The following is a 24,238-nucleotide window of genomic DNA, read 5'->3' on the forward strand; positions in this document are numbered from 1 at the left end:
GTTCTCTGGTGATTAAGTTGGCTATCTACCCTTTAAATTGGCTCTTAATCACCAGTATTTCATCCAAAGAGGAGATAAATAGGGACACTAATGTTGGGTCAAAATGCAGACCTGATTCATCTTTCAATAATTGAATAGCTTCATCAACAGACCAAGCTTTTTTGTAAGGTCTCACACTCGTCAATGCATCAAAAACATCGGCTATAGCCACAATACGCCCCACCTTAGGGATCGCTTCGCCTTTTAAACCGTAAGGATAACCACTTCCGTCCCACTTTTCATGGTGTGATAACGCGACGGTGCGTGCGATGCTAAGCATCTCTGAACCATCATCCCCTAAAATTTGGGCGCCTATTTCGGCATGGGTAAGCATAATTTGCCACTCATCGTCATCCAGCTTTCCCTGTTTTTGTAAAATAGAATCTGGAATACCAATTTTACCGACATCGTGCATAGGTGCGGCAATTTTTAATGTCTCAGCATCTTTCTCACTCATCCCCGTTGCAAGGGCAAGAACATAGGTGTAATGACTCATTCGGATAACGTGCATCCCTGTTTCATTATCTTTATATTCGGCAGCTCTACCCAACCTTTGCACCACTTTAAGCTGGTTATCGGATAGCTCTTGAGTCTTCTCCATCACCTTTCGGTCAAGCTCACGATTTTGATTATAAAGCGCGAGATGGGTTTTCACTCGCGACAGCACGATTGCAGGGCTAATGGGTTTAGTGATGTAATCAACAGCCCCTAATTCAAGTCCTCTCACCTCATCTTCTTGAGCTATCTTCGCAGTGACAAAGATGATCGGAATATGACGGGTACTATGATCAATTTTTAACTGACGGCAGACTTCATAACCATCAATACCGTCCATCATCACATCCAATAAAATCAAATCAGGAGGCGTTGTTGAGCGAGTGTTCCTTAAAGCTATTTCGCCATTTTTAGCAACTTTAACTTTGTATTGGTCTCTCAATACCCCCGCTAAAACATCAATGTTTTCAGGTGTATCATCAACGACTAGAACGGTTGCTTTTTCAACAGTACTCTTATCCACTCTTAGGATCCCTTAATCTAGCTCTCATTTAGTGATGATAATATTGAAGCAACGACAGCTCTCGCAGCTTCAAAATCGTAACTTTCCACCAGCTTATTTAGCTCAATAAACTCTTTGGCGAAATGGCCATCTCTTAAGAAATATAGCTCATCGAAGATAAAATCCCCCACTTCAGCCTCATAATTCTCTAACATCTCATCGAGTTTACTTAATCTCTCTTGCAACTCACTTGTAGATAATGTTTTTTCATCAGGTGATTGATTAGCAGTAATATTTTCAGAAGAGTCGAAATAAAGTTCGATCTCATTCCTAACCTTAGTTAACGCTTCTCTAACCTGATTCAGCTTAGATTCGAGCTCAAGCATATTGGGATCAGCAACACTTATCAGCTTAACATACGACTCTAACTCTGCAGTGTGGGCGGCCAATTCTGTTGCTCCGATGGTCCCAGCAATCCCTTTAAGTGTATGAACGACTCTTTCTGCAGTTATTGTATCAGCATGATTTAATGCCAGTGTTAAATCGGTTTCAAATGAATCAGTTGAACCACTAAAACGCTTAAGGATCTTCTCGTATAGCGCGCGATCGCCTTGAGTACGATCTAAACCTGATTTCGCGTCTATGTACTCAAAGTTATACTCATCAAGAGGAACTTGCGTATTACTGTCTGTCGCTACAGTTTCAGCAGGCTCTATAGGGTTTGTAGGCTTGATAGAATTAGCCATGGTAATAAACGTATTTTGTACATTTATCGGCTTAGGAATATGATCTGTCATTCCCGAGGCAATGGCTTTTTCTCTATCACCAGCCATCGCGTTGGCTGTCATAGCAATAATGGGTAACTCAGACAAGCCCTCCATTGTTCTGATTATTTTAGTCGCGGTGTAACCATCCATTACTGGCATCTGACAATCCATTAATACACCGTCAAATGTCTCTTTTTCCAGAAAATCCAGCGCTTCTTGACCATTAACCGCAACGACAGAAGTGATGTGATTATTCGACAGGAGATCGACAATAAGCTCCCTGTTAAGGTCATTGTCTTCAACAATTAAGATATGGGCCCCAGCAAGCTGATTTAACGCGGTACGATACATCTTCTCTTTTGCAGAGCTCTTACTCCGCTTATTGACTTTTCTGCCCAAAACTTCAAGCATGGTATTGAGCAGATGAGAAGAGGTAACAGGTTTGGTTAATATGCCAGAAAACTCAATATCATTGGCTAAATCGACTAACTCTTCTTTACCGTAAGCGGTCACCATTAATATTTTGGGCTGCTCCTGAACCAACTTAGACTGTTGAATCGCTCTCGCTGTTTCGATGCCACTCATCCCTGGCATTTTCCAGTCCAGTAACACCAACTGATATGAAGCGCCCTCTTGCTCTAGTAACCTTATTGCCTGCTGACCATTTGCTGCCAGAGAAAATGAGAGACCATGCCCCTCTAACATGCTGGCAAATATCTCCCTTGCATTGGCGTTATCATCCACGATAAGCACATTGATGTTTTCAAGGGAAACCTTATCCAGTTTTGGTGTCTCGTGAACTTCTGCTGGCGTTAAAGGTAAGGTAAACTTAAAACAGCTTCCAACACCTTCTTGGCTTTCGAAGCTAATGGCACCTCCCATAAGCGCAACCAAATTCTGACTGATAACAAGCCCTAAACCTGTCCCACCATGCTTTCGAGTCGTTGAAGAATCTGCCTGAGAGAATGCCTTAAACAGCTTTAATTGCTGCTCTTTTGTCATCCCAATACCGGTATCTGTGATCTCAAACATCAGCTCTATGCTGGTTTCAGTTTGAGACTGAGCAAACACCTTAATCAGCACTTCTCCTTGTTCAGTAAATTTAATCGCATTGTTGCTGAGATTGGTTAGAACCTGAGATAATCGTAAAGGATCGCCGCTGAAATAGGTTGGCAATGATGAATCTGTATGGAACAGTAATTCTATCCCTTTATCTTCCGCTTTAAAGCCCACAAGATCGCTGACATCTTCAAGGACATCTTCCAAAGAGAAGTCAATTTTTTCAATATCCAACTTACCCGCTTCAATTTTAGAGAAGTCGAGAATGTCATTAATAATGCCAAGCAAAGACTCAGCAGAACGGTTCACTTTATCAATATAATTACGCTGTTTTCTATCAAGCTCCGTCTCCAAAGCAAGATGTGACATGCCGATAATCGCATTCATCGGGGTTCTGATCTCATGGCTCATATTGGCAAGGAAATCACTCTTGGCTTTATTGGCACTGTCTGCCTTCTGTTTCGCTAGCTCTAGCTCTTTTTCGAGTCGTTTAGCCGCATCAATATTCATATTAATACCGCTAACTCTTATGGCTCGGCCTCGACTATCACGTTCAAATACTTTCCCGATACTCAATACCCACTCATATTGACCGGAGCGATTCAGTAGTCTTAACTCTTGACGGTAAACATCCTCCTCGCCAATAATGTGTGCTTCTATCAGCTCACTATAAAGCTGGCGATCATCTCGGTGTATCAAGCCAAGCCACGTCCTGTTACCCTTTTTCAATTCAGACCATTTATCTTCACTGATACACAATTCAGTGATCTTGTAGCCCAGCATAGTCGCGCACACATTGTTAATGAGTACCTTCCCTTCTAAAGGAAAAGAGTCCCACATTCCAAGTTGAGCGCTACCGGATGCAACCTCAAGACGATTCTCTGATTCGTGCAGTTTTATCTCACTGGCTTTTTGCTCGGTAATATCAAAAATACTGACATCTAGGTACTCCTCGACACCAAGGTTATTGATAGAGAAAAGTGCACGAATCTGCACATAACGCTCGATATTTGAGGCATGGATGATTCTGACATCAGCGCGGAGTGAAGTGCCATCAACTCGGCTTGATTCCATCTGTGTACTTAACTCATCAACATCGGCAGGATGTATCAAATCAAACAAATTAACCTTAGGCGTGTCACCTAAAAAATCCTCAACATTGTAACCGGTTATCTGCGCCATATTTGGACTGGTATATAGCATCACAGATGTTCGCCAATCTTGGCTCAACCGATATCGAAACACCGCACCTTGGATATTACTGACCATAGAACTAAACTGCGCCTGATTATTTTTAAGCTCTTTTCGCACTAGCTCTCTTTGAGTCACATCCAGCAATGAAAGGCGAATGTCTTCTAGTTGACCTTGCTCATCTAATTTGGAAATAACGGTCATTGAGGCGTATCTCTTTACCCCGTCCGATCGAAAAAGCTCAACTCTGATATCCGAAGTTACCTCACCGGATAACACATGGGAAAACAACTCTTGGGTAAACTTTTTACTGTGTTTAATAACATCATTAAACGTAAGACGGGCAAACTCCTCACGTTCTCGACCGGTCAGTTTCGCAAAAGTCAGGTTATGTTTTATAAAGTTACCTTTGATGTCTAATGAGGCATAAGCGACCGGTGAATGCTCATAAAGATCCCACAGGCGGGTCTCTCTTTCCTGTAACTCCATCGTGCGGGTTTTCACTCTATCCTCGAGTTTTTCGTTGACCCCTTTTAACTGTTCATGGATTCTGCGTCCTAACCAAACTGAACTCATAAAAATGATGCATACCAGCAAAACCACCACGGCAAACATGCTATAAACAATCCGCTGGAAGCTAGTATAATTTTTCTGAGCCTCTTTCAATGTGATTTCAGATACTATGCCAAAACCATATTTGTCACTCCAGCGCCATGCGCCAATCACCTCATCTCCCTTAAAATCGATGTAACCCGAGAAGTCCTGACCATCTAGATGCTCACTTATCTGCCGAGCACTTTCCGTGAGATGAACATTATTGCCTGACTCAAGCAGGACTTCAGTTTCTTGATACTTATTTGCAGGGATTTCAGAGATCAGGTTCAACACCGATGTTTCCCCTTTCTCTAGCAAACCAAGTTTAACTAACTTGTCATTAAAACGGCTTTCAGTGAGTAAACGACCGTGATCATCAACAAAATATGAATCACCGGTTTCGCCGACATGAGCACTGCTTGTGAGCTTAGAGAACTCTAGATAAGGATTAATACGTAACGCTAGCACCGCAGAAATGGAGCCATCGACAAACTCAATTGGGCTTATCACGAACATGGTCGGGGTGTTCTCATCTAAATTGCCGCTAGGATCCATAAGCGCGACATCTGAATGCATAGGCGGCGTTATCACTATCTCCCCTTTAAAAGCACTGGCTATTAATTCTGGATATTCAAGTTGAACCAAATTAATCAAACCTAAGTTTTCATCACGGTTTGACGCCAGATTGATACCATCTGATGAGATAATAAAGAAACCCATGGTGCCAAAAGGTTTGCTGTAGCGATAATATGCGGAGCGTGTCCACTCCACATCAGAATCTAATAGCAGACTCTCTCTGTCTCTTGGTGCATTAAGGAGATCTTCCACATGACCATGGAGTATCGGGTTAAAAGCTACGCTTAAAATGCGGTCTTCCCAACCTGCAACCCAAGCTTCAACAGCCGCATCAGCGACATCGACAACGCCTAGCAGAGATTGGCCACTCTTCTCTCTGTCATTTTTATCCGCGACCACTAACCCAATTCTGGCAATCAAAAAGATGATGGTGACAAAAATGATCATCCCAGCTCCGGCCAAACGACCATATTGGGCATATCCAGAAAACGTATCTTTATCTTTAATCGTTAATAGACGCAGTCGCCAAAATACAACACAGAGCGCAAGCAACATCAGCACTAGCAAAACTATTTGTAGTAATTTGTCCATATTTATACCTAAAGAAAGAAGTCATGCTATTGACTGTCACGCTGCGACATCAGCAATTAAAAAAGATTTAATAATCAAATATACAAGATATTTTCACGGAAAGGGGGTTTAAGTATATAAATTGGATAGATACGCAGAATAATAAGCTAATTTACCTCCCTTATTCGCTATGAGAAAGAGAAAAGCACAAAGAATGATGAGATAAAAATGAGGGTTACAGACTTGGCGAATACCAAGTCGTAACCCTCTAATATGCTAATAACAGACGAGGTGAAGGCCTGAGTACAACATCAACGCTTACTTCAAACTTTTACTGAATCGATAATAAAGGCAGTATTCAAACTCTCGAATACAACCCTGTTTACCAACTTTTAATGAATCCTGAAGCGGCACATTCAAAGTTTTTAATATTTTGATTACTTAATGTCTTGCGCCATACCTCTTGCCGGAATAGGTTGAGCATTAAAAGGAAGCACGGGTTGCTGCACAAGCTCCTCTTTCAGGTAACTAATGGCTTTTTCTAACTGAGCATCTTGGCCGGTAAAAGTAGCATAAGGTAAGTTATCTACCTCGATATCAGGACTAACGCCTCGTCCTTCTAATACCCAACGTCCATCTACCGCGTATTGTGGATATTCAGCCACACGCGCCATCCCTTTATCCGTTAATGAATTTCGACCCGATAGCCATACGCCAGCACCAGCGGTTTGCTTACCGATCAAAGGGGCAATTCCCAACGCTTTTATCCCCGCAGAGAAAGTCTCACCATCTGAATAGGTCAATTGATCGGTGAGAACCACTAAATGACCACGAAAAGTCTGCTGCATATTGCCGCTCGGAGTACCTCTCGTCGGTTGCCAAAATGCCCAGGTACGACGCAGTAATTTTTCTATAATCCAGCTGTCAATATTGCCACCGCGATTACGGCGAACATCAATCACTAAGCCCTCTTTATCATAATTAGCGTAAAACTCACGGGCAAAACTGGCGATATCACCACTGCCCATTGCGTACAAATGCAGATAACCAATTTTGCCATCACTTGCTTTACTCACTTTATCGCCATTGGCATTAACCCAATCTAAATACCTCAGCTTGGCATCACTGCGAATACTCACAGGCTTAACAATGATCTTGTGCTGCTTGCTGCCACGTTTTAGCGTGAGCAGAACTTGCTTATTAACTTGGTTGGTTAAAAAGCGCGTCACATCAGCTTGGTTTGTGACTGGTTTACCATTCACTGCAACGATAATATCGCCCACTTTGGCATCAACACCTATCTGCGCTAAAGGCGCAGCATGGGAAGGCAGTTCAGGATCATTGGTATAAATATGGCTGATTTCTACCCCTATCTTAGTCTGAGCTAAACGGGCACCTAAGCTGGCAGCTTTTGCCATCTCACTGTCTTGTGGTAAATCGCCACCTCTAACTTGCGAGTGTAAGGAGTCCAATTCACCCATCATCTGTTTAAAAATGTCATTAAGCTCGTGGCGGTCGGTCAACCTATCAACCAGAGGCTGGTATTTGCTCTTAGTTGCCTGCCAATCAAGACCACGCATCTCTTTATCGAAAAAGGAATCTCGGTGCATTAACCAAGCATCTTCAAACATCTGTTGCCACTCGAGTTCTGGCTCTATGGCTAATTGCCACTGACTGGTTTGAACTTTAGTATTGCTAAGATCTTTTGGGAGTTTATCGCCTGCATCCACAATCAACATATTTTGACCATCTTTACTGTGCTTGCGAATAAAGAGCTTTTTACCATCGGCCGATAAAGCATAGCTGCCAACATCGTCGGCAAATGTCTCTACTTTTGGCTTAAGTGAATCAAACTTAACCACTTTAAGACTCGGTACGCTGTTTTTACCCGGTGCTTTGTCAATAAAGTACAAGTTACTGTCATTGATTTGAAGGCTGGAGTAGTTACCAGAAGCGACAGGCACTTGCCATAAACGCTGATTGAGCCCATTCCAATCAACTTTTACCCTCTCCTTATCTGCTTTTTTGTCTTGATCGTCATCCTTAACAGATCCTGTCAACTCATTAGGTTGGCGAAATGGGAAGCTCGCATTTTTATCCAGTGCTAAGGCAAAAACTTCGGTGCGCTTATCAAACATAGGCCCCATATTACGATCGCCCCAAGGGGAAGTGGGCATTGAGCTAAATTGACGATCTGAGAGGAAATAGAGCCATTTACCATCATCACTGAATGCGGGGGAATATGACTCATATTTATCACTTGTCAGTGTTTCGCTGCGATCATCATCCAGCGAATAAAGAACTATTTGAGGTCTAGGCTTGCCCAATTCGAACTTAGTAACGGCGATAAATTGGCTATCAGGAGACCAAACAACATCGGCATATGGACCTAACCCCTCACCTTGAGTAATGATTCTTTTAGTGCGATTTTTCTTTAAATCCAACAACCAGAGATCGCCGTTATAATCATCGGTCGCAATGTAACGCCCATCCGGTGATAGCTTGATATCCATGCGTAAGGTTGTGCCATCTTTCGTTAACTGTTTGGTTTCTTGGCCTCCATCAAGGGAAAAGCGCCAGATCTCTTGCTCTCCCGATGCATCACTGATTCCATAGGCCCACTTTCCATCCGAACTCAATACCGCGCCTCTAATTCGACTATTTCCAGGAAGAGTCAGTTCGATAAGACGAGAACCATCCGTGCCGGCAATGGCCACATGACTTCTTGCTGTAATGACAACTTTATCACCCGCTGGCGATAATTGAGTTGAGGTCGCGTATTTCATTGGACTGTTAACCCAATGTGCACGGCGTTGAGGGAAATCAGAAATTAACTGAATATCCAGAGTTTGAGTTTCACGCTGACTAATATCAAACAACTTAATGTCTGCACCTTGCTGAAACACGATTTGGCCTTCATGCAAACGTGCACCACGAACCTGCCACTCTTTGAATTGAGTCACTTGTTGTATATTGGTCCCATCAAGTGCCATCGACCAAAAGTTATCATTGCCATCGCTATCACTGACAAAAAAGAGACGGTTATCCCACAGCATAGGCTGACGAACCGATCCCTCATGGGTAGACGTGAGCCGTTGAGCTTCTATATCTGAATTCAACTTATAACGCCAAAGCTCACCTCTGGCACCGCCACGATAAACCTTGGTATTATCGCCCGTGGTTTGCAGACCAAAGCGAGTAAAATAGAGATACTCCCCTTTTTCATCAATCACCCCTTCAATAGCATCTGCCAACGGAAGATCTTGGGTTTCTAAAGTCTGTGGATCAACACTTCTGAGCACCCAGTAGTTAGCAGGGCCAAAGGCATTATCGGTGGCGTAGAGCACTTCGCCAGTGGCAGTCCAGCCCTGAACTCGCACTCGGCTATTCTCGAAACTCACCCGTTTAGCCTGCCCACCCGTTATCGGGATCACGTAGACTTCGCTAGCACCAGCATAATTTGCAACATAGGCCACCCATTGACCATCTTTGGAGATCGTCGCCCCTAACTCCTCTGCAGGTAAGCTGGTTAAACGCTGGGCCTGCACTTGGTCCATCCGCTTTGTCCAAAGATCTCCCTCTGCAGTAAACACGAGAGTATTGCCACTCAGAGCGGGGGCACGGTAGTAACCAAGCTGTGCTGAAGAGTCCGATGCTATTGCGGTCGAAAGGTTAAGGCCGCCAAGCGCCATTAAGGTACAAACAAAAGGGAGGCTAAGTTTCATGGGTAGCTCATTATTTTTATTTAATTTTTTATGAGCAACAAGGTAACAAAAAATAATGAATTCAACAGTAAAATATTGATCAATAATTATTAGGAAATGTGTACAAAGAGGCTAACTGACTATACTTAAAAAACAGTGTTCAATAATACGGGTTAAATATGGATCAAAATGAAAAGGATAATGCCGCAGTAAAGTCAGTATTGGAAGATATTGAAATTATGAATGACGCAGATTCCTTACCCATCAGACAAGACCCTATTATAGAAAAATTATTAAAAAAACTGCCGGACGATATTGCCAATAGTTATACCGATAAACAACTTCAGGGCTTTAGAATCGCTTTAGGAGATCGCACTTGGGCAAGGCATTTTATTGATAATCGAGGCACACTCTCCTTCCCGTTTATACGCTGGCGTTTCTTCTACGTATTTCTACTGGGTAAAAACAAACGTGCTTTTACAAGACGCGAGAAGCATGCATCAATGCTGATGTTTGTCGGCTTAGTCTTGAGTTTTATCGTCATCAGTATGCTTATGGGTCTATTCACCATCTACATCCTCAAATCGGCGTTAGGTATCGATCTAATGGAAGGGTCATCCCTTGGTATATGGGATTGGTTTAAAGATCTGTTCTAATACCCGTTCTACTCAGTATGTGAGCAGAACCCCCTTTCAATGCAAGGTGCATTGATAAGGAAGAAATATAAAGCCCCTAACACCGCAAGGTACTAGGGGCTTTTTTCAATATCAATTAATTACTTATCAGAGGCGGGTACGCTTGGTTTCGGCAGAGGAATAATCACCTGTTCGCTTAGGGTTTTCCACCTTAAATGCTGGGGATGATCCTCATTTTTAAGCTGGGGATAGTTCTTGCGTATCTTAAGCACCAATTTCTCGGCCTCAACCCACTGCTCTTGCTTCACCAAGCTTTCAAGATGATTCACAGCCTGTTTGGCACTCACTACCGCATCACGTTGTGGCATCGTCTTGATAGGTTTGCTATCAGAGAGGGATTTTATTTTAGCCTTAACATCAGCATTACGCCCTTGAAGCGAAACATCTTTAGCGACCTCGGAGATCACATCCACCTGAATAACCTCATTCTGAGCAGCCCCTTGTAATTGAACTTGCTGTTCATCCACGCTAGGTGCACTCATCATAGCCCTAGGCTCACTCTTGCGCAGCGTGACGGGTAACTCCGACTCTTGAGCGTCTGCTTCCATCTGCATCATCACTGGCGCATAAGACTCATCACTCAATAGTTCCTGTGTCTCATCTTGGTTAATAAGCAGCAAAGTTGCCACAAACATCACCGAAGCGGCTGACGAAATTGGCCAGCGATGACGACGCCAGAAACTGTTGTCAACAACAACGAGATTATCCGCTTTCTTTGATTGATTAGCACTTTTCGCTAACGACATGATAGCGTCATCCAACTCTGCACTGGGAGTTTCCTGCGCTTGAGCCCGGTACCAAAGCTTAATTTCAGCATCAAATTCAGCAGGCTTATCTGCATTTTCATCTTTCATTTTCGACCTCCTGCCACTTATTCATCACACACGCTTTCAAACTCTGATTCGCATAACGGATACGGCTCTTGGTCGCTTCAAGCGAAATCCCCACCACTTCGGCAATGCCACCAGCGGTAAACCCGCCTTCCATATTAAGCAGCAAGGCCTCTTTTTGCACCGTAGGCAATAGAGAGATGCAGTGCTTAAGTAACTTCGCCTTAACTCCCTCTTCAAACTGGGTATCAGGAGCTTGAGTATCACTTGGTAACAACGAATCTGCATCTTGCTCTTCAGTAAATGCCTCACTGAAGAGATCGACCGGTTTTACCGCTCTAACATGATCAATAAGTAAGTTATGGGCAATTCGATATAACCAAGTGGTAAACTTTGCACTCGTTTCATAGCTAGATGCCGCTTTAATCACTCGTCCCCAGGTCTCTTGATAGAGATCTTCTGCCAATTGAAGATCCCCTATCTGGCGAACGAAATAGCGATATAAACCACCTTTATGTTTTTGATACAAAGACTCGAATGCCGACGTATCACCTTGTGAATATTGTGACATCAATTGTTGATCAACGTCAGCTTCTGCTCTTTCATTTAATGCTTCTGCCACAAGACTCTCCAAACAAATATCTTCTCCCCCAGCTATATCATTGGGGCTTTATTGCTGGAAAGTGTGCACCGCTAACCCATCTTTGTCTATCCCAAGTTCATCTGATAGCTCAATGCCTTGTGACAAAGGCTTTGCCAGCAACCCAGCCGTTTTGGTCAATTGCACAAACTCATGACGATAACCAAAAGGATCCTCTCCCATCGCCGATTGAGCAATGTCACTGACCTTGGCATAATCTAGATCACCGATATGGTGACTCTGATTAATCAACTGACCTAAGCCCGCCACCGCAGCTGCAAATCTAAAGTCATCACTCGCTTGACCAAAGCGACTTAATGCAGAGTCTTTTAAGATAGGGTAACTAATCAGCTCGCTCACCTCTTTATCCAAGGGTTTATACCTTAACTTCAAATAGGCAATCTCTGTGCGACTGTACTTCTCTTCCCCCGTATTGGTGTCGACACCATATCTGAGCTTATCGTTCGCTTGATTTGGACTATTGACTAGACTTATCTCATACAGAGCAGTGACTCTATGCCCCGCCCCTATCTCACCAGCATCGACCTTGTCGTTATTGAAATCTTCTCGATTAAGTTGACGGTTTTCATAACCGATAAGACGATATTCCGACACTATTGCGGGGTTAAACTCCACCTGCACTTTTACATCTTTGGCGATGGTCATTAAGGTTGCACTGAGTTCGTCCACCAGCACCTTACGGGCCTCATTTAGCGTATCGATGTAGGCGTAATTCCCATTACCTTTATCTGCCAGTTGCTCAATCAAATGATCATTGTAATTACCTTGCCCAAAGCCTAAAGTCGTCAAGGCAATGCCATGCTTACGTTTATCTTCAATGAGATCTGTTAGCCCCTGCTGATCCGACAAACCAAGATTAAAATCTCCGTCGGTGGCTAAAATAACCCGGTTAACCCCGCCAGTGATAAAATGCTTTTGCGCTAATTGATAAGCTAGCTCTATTCCAGCTCCGCCATTGGTCGAGCCTCCGGCGTTGAGCTTATCCAAGGCTTGGGAGATGGCTAAATGGTCATTGCCTTTGACACCATCGAGTACCACACCAGAAGCACCAGCGTAAACAACCACTGATATGCGATCCTGCTCATCAAGTTGCTGACTTAACATCTTAAGCGAGCTTTTCAGTAGAGGCAGCTTATCCTTTGATGACATTGACCCTGACACATCCAATAAAAACACCAGATGACTGGCTCCCAAAGAGGCTTTATCTTTCTCAAACCCTTTAAGGCCTATTCTCAATAACATCTTATCTGCATTGTAGGGAGAGGGAGCGAGTTCGGTGTTAACACTAAATGGCTGTTCCTCTGCATTAGGTGCTGGGTATTGATAGGAGAAATAGTTAACCATCTCCTCCACCCTGACGGTTCCCTTTTGCGGTAAACGTCCCTGATTAACCCAACGTCTAAAAGTTGAATAACTGCCAGTATCAACATCGATTGAAAAAGTGGACACAGGGATCTCACCGGCCACCATAATTCCGTTCGCAACTTGTCGTTCAAACTTATCCCTATCTAACTCACTAATCCCCAGATCATGATCTCCATTTGAAGGTGGACTCATGTAAAGCATTCGCTCAGTTCCAGACAGGGCTTTCATCTTCATCATGCGAACACTTGCCTGTTTACCAGCAAGATAGGGATCGCTCACACTGGCCATATCTTGGCTTTGTTCATGAACCACTCCTTTGTTTGGGGCTGACTCCGTTGGTTGTTGGCCACTGCATGCGACCAACGCCAAACCTGAACTCATCAGTAGCGCTATTGAGATTGTTGATAATCTAAAACCATTTCTATTCACACCGTGATCAGACTGAACTTGCATGAGACTCTCCAATGATATTCTGTTGCTGGGTTGCAGTTAGGGATATAGAGATACAAACGCAGATAAAACAGAAAGTGGTTAAAAAAGTTTCATGGATGCAGAAATCAATCTCGAATTATAGCTTGAGGCAGTTCATGCTTTTTGGGTAGTAGGTGAGATGAATCACATTTCAAAAAGTGAAAATATGGTACTTTTGGCTAATACCTAATCAAATTTATACCCGCAATACTGACAAGAACAATGTCTTTGCCACTTACTTGCTGATATAGAACTCCACTTCTACTCAGGAGCGTTAATGTGCCATATAAAGCTCACCGACTCCCATTTTCCCTAAGCTCTCCTTAAGGGAATAAGCTCCAAAGATAGCGCAATCTAAAAGTGACAATGCATCTTCCAATACCAGATATTGTCACACCGCTTTCACTCTCTTTTCAGGACAGATTAACGTGCCACACAAAGCCCACCTATTCTCATTATCCCTAGGTCATGCCTTCTATGAGGCGTGCATCAAGGAAAAGTACAATCTCAAACGCCTTGGACAAGATGTGCTTGCAGGCATCTCAGTTGGTATTATCGCGATACCTTTGGCCATGGCTCTTGCCATCGCCAGTGGCGTACCTCCGCAATACGGTCTCTACACCGCCATCGTCGGCGGGTTTATCATCTCCCTCACTGGCGGATCGCGATACAGTATCTCAGGGCCTACCGCAGCTTTTGTCGTGCTGCTTTATCCCATAGCCCAAGAGTTTGGGTTAGCGGGCCTGTTAATGGCAACGGTGATGTCAGGGATTATCTTGGTCATGATGTCGCTATTAAAGCTGGGGCAACTGATTCAATATATTCCTGAGCCTGTGACCCTAGGCTTTACTGGTGGAATCGGTGTTGTGATTGCCACACTGCAGCTTAAAGACTTCTTCGGACTCTCTATCACTGAGATGCCGGAGCACTATATTGATAAATTAGCAGCACTCGCTCACGCTTTTCCGACCATACAAGCGGCAAGTACCTCTGTCGCACTGGCCACTTTTGTCGTCATGCTATTGTGGCCTAAACTAAAAACGCCGATCCCAGCTCATCTGCCCGCCATTTTAGTCGGCAGTTTTCTAGCCCTTTGGCTGAACCAAGATGGCACCATTGTCGAAACCATAGGCACACGGTTTAACTATCCCTTAGCCGATGGTGGCGTTGGTATGGGTATTCCGCCCTTTATGCCTACATTTGAACTGCCTTGGTTGCAAGATGGTGCTAACCACCAAGCTTTAGGATTAAGTTGGGGCATGGTACAAGCTCTGCTTCCCAGTGCATTTGCTATTGCGATGCTCGGCGCGATTGAATCATTGTTATGCGCCGTTGTACTCGACGGCATGACAGGTAAAAGACACAGTGCAAACAGCGAACTACTGGGACAAGGGTTAGGCAATATCATTGCGCCCTTCTTCGGTGGGATCCCGGCCACTGCGGCCATCGCAAGAAGTGCAGCCAATGTGAAAGCCGGTGCACAAAGCCCAGTCGCAGGCATGGTTCACTCTATAGTCCTACTTCTTGGCTTACTCTTACTGGCAAATATTCTCGCTTACCTACCCATGCCAGCCATGGCGGCGCTGTTATTAGTTGTCGCTTGGAATATGAGTGAAGCACCAAAAGCGCTTCATTTGGTCAAGTCGGCTCCTAAGAGTGATGTCATTGTATTTCTGACCTGTTTCTCACTCACTGTCATCTTCGACATGGTTATCGCCATCACGGTGGGGATCGTGTTAGCGGCACTGCTATTTATGAAAGAGATAGCCGAGATGACCCGGTTATATGATATCAGTCAAAACAAGCGTTATATCGACAGTGACATTCCTGAAAACTGGGTCGTATTGAAGATAAATGGTCCGCTCTTTTTTGCTGCAGCCGACTCTATCTTTTCAGAAATAACACTCTTAGCTAAAGAGCGGCAAACACTCATTCTTTATATGGATGGCGTTTCCATATTAGATGCAGGCGGTTTAACGGCATTAACGAAGTTGATAGAGCATCTGCAAGCAAAACAGTGCAAGCTGGTTATTACTGATCTGCAATTTCAGCCTATCCGCACCTTAGCCAGAGCTAGAATTCAACCTATTGAAGGGTTACTTCACTTTTATCCAACACTGGTTGATGCTCTGGAGAAACATCCTCATTAGGAATGCCATTTCCTGTAAAAATACAGTGTAATACCAATCAGTATAAGAAGTTGATCTACTCAGAGTGTTTTTTGGCAAACTAATTCAAGGCGAATGGATGACATAATGGTTGTTCCCTTGTGAGTTCATTCAACGCAGAAGTAGGCAGCCAAAAACACTCCTTACAGGCGAGTTTTAGCGCTTCTGATCCTGTGTTAACGAGCTTAACCGTAGAATAACTATGCTCTTCACTCGTTGCCTTGCCTCAGGAGCGCTAAACTCTCGCTGAGCGATTAAATCTTTATACTGATTGGTATAAAAATGCCAGCTAGCGTAAACTAGCTGGCATTTTATTAATGAACAGTTGAGCTCTTTATTCATTTAATTGGCCGCCCCCCTAACTAAATACATCATCAAACTATCATAGACTTAATCAAACTGAGCAATTTGCCAGCAAAGCTTCGATTAACAGGCTTCTGTGTGTATAATCGTGCGCAAATAACACCTATGTCGTGTTTTTAAGCTCACCCTACGAAGGAGTATGTATGAAAGTTGGTATCATTATGGGTTCCAAATCTGACTGGCCGACCATGGAACATGCGGCGAAAATGTTAGATACATTTGGTATCACCTATGAAACACGTGTGGTTTCAGCACATCGAACCCCCCAGCTACTCGCTGAATACTCCTCGACCGCTGCAGATCGTGGTCTAAAAGTCATTATTGCCGGTGCCGGCGGTGCTGCGCACCTTCCAGGCATGGTTGCCGCACATACCAGTTTGCCAGTTCTAGGTGTACCTGTTAAATCTAAAGCCCTGAATGGTATAGATTCACTACTCTCTATTTGCCAAATGCCTAAAGGTGTCGCGGTGGGAACCTTGGCTATTGGCGAGCCAGGTGCTGCCAATGCGGGCTTATTAGCCGCGCAAATTTTAGGATGCCAGCAACCTGAAATTTTTGCGAAAATAGAAGCTTTTCGTCAAGCGCAAACCGACTCAGTACTTCTTAACCCGGACCCTGCTATTTAATATGAACATATTAGTTTTAGGTGCTGGACAGCTAGCACGTATGATGAGTTTAGAGGGTGCACCACTGAATTTGAATGTGCGCGCTTTTGATGTCGGCTCTCAAAAAATCATTCACCCACTTACCCAACAAGTGTTTGAGCAAAGTTTAGAGCAAGCCATTTCAACCGTTGATGTGATCACCTCTGAGTTTGAACATATCCCTGATGATGTCTTGGCTCTGTGCTGTCAAAGTGGCAAGTTCTACCCAGGTAAAGCTGCCATTAAAACAGGTGGTGATCGCAGTATTGAGAAAAATCTACTCGATAAAACGGGGGTTCCATCCGCTCCCTATCAGTTGATCACTCAAAAACAGCACCTCTTAGATGCCGTTTCCCTGCTCGATTTACCCCTTGTGATAAAAACTTGCCAAGCGGGTTATGATGGCAAGGGACAGTGGCGTTTAAAATCATTAGATCAAGTTGAATCAATTTGGACTGAGATGGCCGGATTTATTGCGAGTGGAACAGAGAGTTTCCCCCACACCATTATTGCAGAGAAGATGATCCCATTTGATCGTGAAGTTTCTGTGATTGGTGTCCGTGATAAAGAGGGTAATGTAAAAACTTATCCAGTTACTGAAAACCAACATACCAATGGCGTGCTCACTTTATCCCTAGCGATTGAGATGGATGATAAAATCCAGCAGCAAGCAGTAGATGCGTTTAATAAACTCGCTGTGTCTATGGATTATGTTGGCGTACTGGCTATCGAGTTTTTTGAGGTTTCCGGCACCTTAATGGTTAACGAAATCGCCCCTCGCGTGCATAATTCAGGTCATTGGACCCAGCAAGGGACTGCTTGTAGTCAATTTGAAAACCACCTACGTGCGGTTGCAGGTTTGCCTTTAGGAGATACCAAAGCACAAAAGCCAAGTGTGATGATCAACGTATTGGGTCAAGGCGCTATGCCAACGCAGGTACTAACGATTGATGATGTTAAAAGTCACTGGTATGGCAAAACACAAAGAACTGGCCGCAAGATGGGGCATATTAATGTTTCAGCTGAAGATAACAGCGCGTTAGGTAATAAACTACTGCAACTGGCTGATATGTTACCTGAGCAAGATTACCCTGGTGTGCGTTCGATGGCGGAGCGGTTGTTACAAAGTTAACCTGTCGTGTCATGATACCAATTGATATTATCTAGCCGAAATATAACACTTTTATATTTCGGCTTTTTTATACCGAAAAAGTTAACCGAAAAACAGGCGCCATAACCAAGAGGAGTCTAAGTCTTCCTTACAAGTATGATATTGCTGAGCATAACGCTTAGACCTGTCATCCACCTTTTTAGCAACCTTGATCAACCAGGCTTTCTGGTTGTAAGTCTTACGCTTATACCCCCCCCAACCTTCGTGATAGTTAAGGTATTGGTTACGCGCATCCCATTTTGAAACACCATTAATTTTATTGGTTTTGTAGATAAACCAGCCCATAAAATCCATTGCATCATCAAAATTGCTTCGGCTCGACCAAGAGTTACCCGTCTCTTTAACATAGTCATCCCAGGTCATGGTTTTAGCTTGTGCATACCCATAGGCATCACTGGCTCTTCCGATAGGGATAAACCCAAGGAAATACTCCATTGGCGGCGCAGCATTATGCTTGAATGAACTCTCCTGATACATCATCGCCAAAGGAACATGCACAGGAACTCCCCATTTCTCGCGCGTATTTTTAGCCGCTTCATACCAAGAACGATGCTCTTGATAGATAGCGCATAAATTTTCAGGCTCTTTGGGCGGCGCGCTTGCACAACCTGACACGAATAAAGCCAAGAACGCCGTCAATATATAGGAAGAGAGTTTCATTAATGAGAATACCGAAAAGCTAAATTATCAAAGCCATAGTGTCACATTGATGGAAAAAAGAAGCAAATATAGGCTCGACAAAATACCGCTTATTTTAACTCTGGTAATTCACAATCATGGGCTTCTTGCTGCCAAATAACAGGCATCCAAAAGTCAGTGTTATTACCGCGGTAAATTTTATCGGTATTAAATTTTGCCGCCAGATGATATCGCTGGTTCGTGTCAACGGTCACTGATAACACTTTAGGCGTTCGTGCAGCCAACTTCACTTTTAGCTCAGGCGCGCTTATCAACTCAGCCAAAGTAAACTCATAGATGCCAGGGGAAAGTTGATAGTTAGGCTTAGAGATAACGGGTTTACCGTTAAGATGGGTAACCACAGCGCGATAGAGATCTTGCGCTGGATTTGGGTCTAAATAGCCTGATACAGTACCACAATAACGGCTTGTATCAGGCTGTGAAGCACAGCCTGATACAAGTACGCCTAATACAATGCACACTATCGTATTGCGCACTTGAGCGCTCATCAGGCGTTGTTAACTTGAGCTTGGTCCTCTAATGAGGGCTCGGCAAAATAATCATCAAGAAATGACTCGAAACTTTGAGTTGTCTCAGCTTCCATCACTCTCTGTTTTTCAATTGATTCGATCGCGGCAGCTCGGTATTGCTGTTTAACCGTTTCAGGCAATGGATAATCATTCAACGTATGGTAATAGGTCTCAGCTAATTGCTTAACCCAGAAGCCATGATCAACTTGAGAGGTTTTAAGCTCTTTCATTACCAAGCCTGAAATAGAAAGCTCTGGATCGTCAACCGCTGCACTCCATCGTGTCAGTGCTTCATGATAATCTTGCTTGCTTTCTGTATCGAGTAAACCGCATAAACTATTGAGTCCATCAAATAGTTCATTCATCCAGCTAGAGAGTAAAATGGGTTGACCATCTTTGCTCAATTCGAGCCCTGGCTTACGACCCTCTAATATAACCTGATTTAAATTACTCGAAATTTCAGCTTCCTGCCCTGCATCACTCAACGGTGATTCATTCAATAAGCAATGCAGTAAAAAGAGGTCTAAAAATCTAACCTGTGAAGCTTCGATACCAATTGGACTATAAGGATTAACATCCAAAGCGCGCACTTCGATGTATTCAATTCCCGCTCTTGCTAATGCTTCAGAGGGCTTTTCACCATTTTCTGCCACTCGTTTGGCACGAATAGGGGCATAGAATTCATTTTCAATTTGCAGTACGTTCGCATTCAATTGACGGTATTCACCATCAACTTTAACGCCTATTGCCTCAAAATTTTTCGAAGGCTTACGAATCGCCGCCTTCATGCCAATCAAGTATTTATCAAGAGAGTCATAGCTGATATCCAACTGCTCTTGTTCCTTGTTGGTATAACCAAGATCACTCATACGCAGTGATGTGGCATAAGGAAGATAGAGGGTACCTTTACCCATTTTCTCAAATGGAATATCGGTTTCTTGTTGCTTAAGGAAGGAGCTACAAAGTGCAGGAGATGCACCAAACAGATAAGGTAAAACCCACACCATACGACGATAATTACGTATCAGCCCAAGATAAGACTCAGAGATAAAGTCATTCTTAGTCAGCGAGCTACCCGAGAATTGGTATAAGTTATCCCACAGCTCAGACGACACTGAGAAATTAAAATGCACACCAGAAATAATCTGCATTTGAGCACCATATCGGTAGGTCAATCCCTTACGATACAAACTTTTCATCATTCCCGGATTAGATACACCATAATCAGCAATCGGAATATCTTTCACATCACCCACATAACAAGGCATACTCACAGGCCAAAGCCTTTGATTATTAAGGTTTTGAACCGAGAAGGCGTGAGTGTAAGTTAGATCTTGTAATAAGCTATCGATATCTCGAAAGACTGGCGTGATAAACTCTAACAATGACTCACTGTAATCAGTGGTGATCCGTGAATGTGTTAATGCAGATCCTAAAGCTTGTGGATGACTGTCAGTCGCCAGATGCCCTGAACTATCAGTCCTCAATGACTCACGCTCAATACCGCGCTGCATTCCCTGTAGTGCATTACGCCCCTCAGGGGTCGAGAGATGCTCAATTACTTCATTGAAAGGTTTCAATATATTTTTCTCTAGTTTCGTCATTATTTTCTTATATATACATGTATATAAGTCAGACCAGCTTACGTCCTATTTGCTTTCAAAATACCTTACAAAAGGCATCGAAGCGGGACTGATAAAATGATGAACATTGCCCCATCTCGCTAGTTAACTCTCATTCGACCTATAAAGTAAAGGAGTATCTAACTGGCATTAGCCTTTTAAGGCCACGCTTATTAGATACTTTACTTAGCTCTTTAGATATATGGGGCAGTCACTCAAATTACAACTATAAATTAGAGACTGGATAGCCAAGTGCTTTAATATCCGCCTCAATCTTAGCTTTATCGCCCACGATAACCACGATCATCTGCTCAAGTTTTAGCTGTTCTTCAGCTAATTCATTGAGTTCAGTTTTAGTCATCTTATTGGTGATATCAGTCTGCGTATCCGTAAAGTTCGTATCAAGGTTGAAACGCTGGATACGACGCATAAAGCCAGCTTTCTGATAGGGAGTTTCGTAATCTAACGCTTTACCTTGTGAGATTGACGCTTTCATAAAAGCCAACTCCTCATCGGTTATTCCCAGATTTCTATACTCATCTATCTCTTTAACAAACTCAACCAACGCCTCTGAAGTGACATCGGTTCTCACGCTCGCTTGCGCTTCGAATACCCCTAGTTCACTGCCACCAGAGAAGTAACTCCGCGCGCCATAGGTGTAACCTTTATCTTCACGAAGATTAAGATTAATTCGGCTATTAAAGGCACCACCTAAGGGATAATTCATCAAGTACGATTTAAAAAATTCACCCGTGGCATCCCATGGTAATCCATGCTTTCCGAATTTAATCACCGACTGAGCAGCGCCTGGCTTATCGACGATATAAACTGTTCCACCTTGAAGTACCGGTAACTTAGCTAATGCAGGTAACGTAGAAGCCTCGCCTTTCCAATGAGATAGTCCACTCAGTTGTCCTAAAATCTCCGCTTCACTTAAATTACTCACTGCAACAATTTGTGCATTGCCACCCGTGTATTGCTGATGATAAAAAGCAGTAACATCGGCTAATGTTAATCCTGAAACCGTCTCTAAGGTGCCATTACTGCTCACGCCTAATGGGCTATCAGCGCCATAAATCAAACCATCAAATGCTGTATCAGCCATATAATTAGGGTCTGACATCATGTGCTGTAAACTTTGTAGCTGTTGTTGCTTTAGACGCTGAAAATCTGCTGCGCTAAACTTAGGCTCAAATAAGCGCTCTTCAACTATCGCTAAGGTTTCATCTAAACGAGAAGTCAGGCTAGAGACCTTGATGTAACTTTGATAACCGCTAGCACCAAAACTCACTGTGCTACCTAACATCTCCAGTGCTTGTGCTAACTCTTCTGAGCTGCGTTTCTGGCTCGACTCATTGAGCATGGAGGCTGTTAGCCCCGCAAGCCCAGCTTTATCAATAGGCACCAACCTGTGGCCACCGTTAAGGTATATCAACAACTCAACCGTAGGAGTCTCTTCACTTTCAGTGCCAATAACCTCGATGCCATTAGCAAGCTCACCATGCCATAACTCTGGTGACTTTAGCACAGGAGCTTTACCTGCAGCGGGCATCACATTGCGATCAAATGAAGAGGTAATAGCTTGAATATTATCAATTCCAGTGACGGCTACATCCGACACTTCAAGCACAGGTGGAGTAAAGGTATCTTCATGGGCAATGAGTTGCTTCTGCCCCTCAGGGACGATGCTCATCACCACCATCGGTTTATTTTTGATATAAGTGTTAAACACACGCATCACATCAGCTTTAGTCACATTGGCGTAGCGCGCTAAGTCTGTAGCTATCATATTCGGATCATCAGAAAATGTCTGATTAAAAGCTAAAGTAGACACCTTGCCAGAGACACTTTGCAGACCAAAGATAGTGCCAGCTTCAAATTGCACTTTCACTTTCTGCAGATCTTCATCGGTCACACCGCGATGTTCAAACTCCTCAATCGACTCCTTCATCCGCTGTTCAAGATCTTTCAACTGACTGCCCTTTGCAGGGTTCGCCAAGGCGTACATGGAGAATTGACAAGCCAACTCCTGACAAGGGTGACTTACGCCAGCTTGAACCGCGTAGCCATCTTTAACTAAATTTTTGTAGAAGATAGATGTTTTGCCGCCTCCAAGAATATTAGAGAGAAGATCCAGCGCAGCTTCATCTTGATGACGGGCATAAACGGTTGGAAAAGCGATACGAATAAGCGGCAGATGTATCTTATCTTCCATTGAGATATAACGAGTCTTATCTAACGTCACTAAAGACTTCTTATCCGCGTTAACCTCAGGGCCCGATGGGATCTCACCAAAGTACTGATTTATCCAAGCCAACGTTTGCATCTCATCGAAGTCGCCTCCAACGGTCAAGGTTGCGTTATTTGGACCATACCAACGTTTAAAGAAGTTTTTAACATCATCTAAGCTGGCACGTTCCAGATCTTCTGGCCAGCCAATAACAGGCCAAGAATATTGATGCCCTGCTGGGTAAAAGGCTTGATTAAACTGCTCGCCCATACGGCCGTAGGGTTGATTGTCGATACGTTGAGCACGCTCATTTTTAACGGTTTCACGTTGAACTTCAAACTTCTCTTCTGTTAACGCTGGTAAGAAAAAGCCCATACGATCAGATTCAAGCCAGAGCATCTTCTCTAACTGGTTACTCGGTACAGTTTCAAAATAATTGGTTCTATCCGTATTCGTGGTGCCATTGAGCGTTCCGCCGGCTTCGGTAACCGTTTTAAAATGCTGCTCATCACCCACATGTTGTGAGCCTTGGAACATCATATGTTCAAACAGGTGGGCAAAACCTGAACGTCCCTCTAACTCACGCGCAGACCCCACATGATAAGTGACATCCACATGCACTAAAGGATCCGATTTGTCTTGATGCAAAATGACCGTAAGACCATTGGCTAGCTGATATTTTTTGTAAGCGATACCCACTTCAGATTTAGCAAGGCTGACTGACTCAAGCAAGGTCACCCCTTGAGGCAAATTCGATTCTGTTTCTTGACTCGCACATCCAGCTAACGCGGCTGAAATAGCCACGGCTAATATCCATTTTTTCACTTTAAAGCTCCTTACTGACTGAGCAATAACCCAGTATTCATAACCAATGAAGTGCGAAAGCTGCCACTAAAAGATAACGTACACACTTACCTACTAATATCATCAGAGTCGATCTAAGCAGAGGAAGTTTCATCCAGCCTGCTAATAAACACAAAATATCACCAATTAACGGTGCCCAAGATAAAAGAAGAGCCCAATAGCCATATTTTTGAATCAGTACCATAGCGTGGCGATACTTCCCTTTTGCGACCTCTTCTGGACTGCGAGCAAATCGGCCTAAACTGCCTAAGTAAAAACTGGTCAGCGCGCCGAGTGTATTGCCAACCGTGGCAGCAATAACCAAAGAAAGCCAAGCATCACTACTTTCATTAAGCAGGGCGACAAGTAAAACTTCTGATCCACCCGGTAACAAGGTCGCAGCAAGGAAGGACGCACTGAACATTAACCATAACGCTGTCATAAAAGCTTACCTAATGAAAAATCGTAAT

At 43.6% G+C, this 24,238-nt stretch carries 15 protein-coding genes; 4 read left to right on the plus strand and 11 right to left on the minus strand.

What is annotated here, in order from left to right; genetic code table 11:
- Window positions 1-25: 25 nt before the first annotated feature.
- The 3 genes from FN961_RS11080 to FN961_RS11090 form a co-directional block, all read right to left on the minus strand.
- Window positions 26-1,057 (minus strand): HD-GYP domain-containing protein, encoded by a 1,032-nt coding sequence (locus tag FN961_RS11080; protein WP_144040243.1) that lies wholly within the window; start codon window positions 1,055-1,057, stop codon window positions 26-28.
- A gap of 17 nt (window positions 1,058-1,074) precedes the next feature.
- Window positions 1,075-5,814 (minus strand): response regulator, encoded by a 4,740-nt coding sequence (locus FN961_RS11085; protein ID WP_144040244.1) that lies wholly within the window; start codon window positions 5,812-5,814, stop codon window positions 1,075-1,077.
- A 416-nt stretch (window positions 5,815-6,230) separates the two neighbouring features.
- Window positions 6,231-9,518, minus strand: coding sequence for a S41 family peptidase (locus FN961_RS11090; RefSeq protein WP_144040245.1), 3,288 nt, complete (start codon window positions 9,516-9,518; stop codon window positions 6,231-6,233).
- 158 nt (window positions 9,519-9,676) lie between these two features.
- Here FN961_RS11090 and FN961_RS11095 point away from each other — a divergent pair, with 158 nt between their 5' ends.
- On the plus strand, window positions 9,677-10,153 hold the full coding sequence (locus tag FN961_RS11095; protein WP_229814670.1) for a hypothetical protein: 477 nt from the start codon (window positions 9,677-9,679) through the stop codon (window positions 10,151-10,153).
- Window positions 10,154-10,272: 119 nt separating this feature from the next.
- On the opposite strand, the gene FN961_RS11100 is transcribed toward FN961_RS11095, so the two are convergent.
- The 3 genes from FN961_RS11100 to FN961_RS11110 all read right to left on the minus strand — a co-directional run bounded on the left by FN961_RS11100 (window position 10,273) and on the right by FN961_RS11110 (window position 13,501).
- Window positions 10,273-11,046: a hypothetical protein gene (locus FN961_RS11100; RefSeq protein WP_144040246.1), complete on the minus strand. Its 774-nt coding sequence runs from the start codon at window positions 11,044-11,046 to the stop codon at window positions 10,273-10,275.
- Window positions 11,036-11,593, minus strand: coding sequence for a sigma-70 family RNA polymerase sigma factor (locus FN961_RS11105; protein ID WP_185972775.1), 558 nt, complete (start codon window positions 11,591-11,593; stop codon window positions 11,036-11,038). The genes FN961_RS11100 and FN961_RS11105 overlap by 11 nt, the downstream gene beginning before the upstream one ends.
- Window positions 11,594-11,692: 99 nt before the next feature.
- Window positions 11,693-13,501: a vWA domain-containing protein gene (locus tag FN961_RS11110; protein WP_144040248.1), complete on the minus strand. Its 1,809-nt coding sequence runs from the start codon at window positions 13,499-13,501 to the stop codon at window positions 11,693-11,695.
- Window positions 13,502-13,947: 446 nt separating this feature from the next.
- Here FN961_RS11110 and dauA point away from each other — a divergent pair, with 446 nt between their 5' ends.
- The 3 genes from dauA (at window position 13,948) to FN961_RS11130 (ending at window position 17,826) form a co-directional block, all read left to right on the plus strand.
- Window positions 13,948-15,669 (plus strand): C4-dicarboxylic acid transporter DauA, encoded by a 1,722-nt coding sequence (dauA, locus tag FN961_RS11115; protein ID WP_144040249.1) that lies wholly within the window; start codon window positions 13,948-13,950, stop codon window positions 15,667-15,669.
- Window positions 15,670-16,193: 524 nt separating this feature from the next.
- Complete coding sequence (gene purE, locus FN961_RS11125; protein WP_144040250.1) at window positions 16,194-16,676, plus strand: 5-(carboxyamino)imidazole ribonucleotide mutase; 483 nt, start codon at window positions 16,194-16,196, stop codon at window positions 16,674-16,676.
- 1 nt (window position 16,677) lies between these two features.
- Window positions 16,678-17,826 carry a 5-(carboxyamino)imidazole ribonucleotide synthase gene (locus FN961_RS11130; RefSeq protein WP_144040251.1) on the plus strand — a complete coding sequence of 383 codons (1,149 nt, stop codon included), beginning with the start codon at window positions 16,678-16,680 and terminating at the stop codon, window positions 17,824-17,826.
- An 81-nt stretch (window positions 17,827-17,907) separates the two neighbouring features.
- Here FN961_RS11130 and FN961_RS11135 read toward each other — a convergent pair whose 3' ends face one another.
- The 5 genes from FN961_RS11135 to FN961_RS11155 all read right to left on the minus strand — a co-directional run bounded on the left by FN961_RS11135 (window position 17,908) and on the right by FN961_RS11155 (window position 24,210).
- Window positions 17,908-18,525, minus strand: a complete 618-nt coding sequence (locus tag FN961_RS11135) for a transglycosylase SLT domain-containing protein (protein WP_144040252.1) — start codon at window positions 18,523-18,525, stop codon at window positions 17,908-17,910.
- Window positions 18,526-18,614: 89 nt separating this feature from the next.
- Window positions 18,615-19,040 carry a hypothetical protein gene (locus FN961_RS11140; RefSeq protein WP_373293394.1) on the minus strand — a complete coding sequence of 142 codons (426 nt, stop codon included), beginning with the start codon at window positions 19,038-19,040 and terminating at the stop codon, window positions 18,615-18,617.
- 11 nt (window positions 19,041-19,051) lie between these two features.
- The gene (gene gshA, locus FN961_RS11145; protein WP_144040254.1) at window positions 19,052-20,677 is read right to left on the minus strand and encodes a glutamate--cysteine ligase; all 1,626 of its coding nucleotides are present in this window, start codon (window positions 20,675-20,677) and stop codon (window positions 19,052-19,054) included.
- A gap of 244 nt (window positions 20,678-20,921) precedes the next feature.
- Entirely contained in the window at window positions 20,922-23,750 is a 2,829-nt protein-coding gene (locus FN961_RS11150) for a M16 family metallopeptidase (RefSeq protein WP_144040255.1), read from the minus strand.
- 37 nt (window positions 23,751-23,787) lie between these two features.
- Window positions 23,788-24,210, minus strand: a complete 423-nt coding sequence (locus FN961_RS11155) for a YqaA family protein (RefSeq protein WP_144040256.1) — start codon at window positions 24,208-24,210, stop codon at window positions 23,788-23,790.
- Window positions 24,211-24,238 lie beyond the last annotated feature (28 nt).

It is taken from the genome of Shewanella hanedai (assembly GCF_007197645.1).
In the GTDB taxonomy this organism is placed as follows: domain Bacteria; phylum Pseudomonadota; class Gammaproteobacteria; order Enterobacterales; family Shewanellaceae; genus Shewanella; species Shewanella hanedai.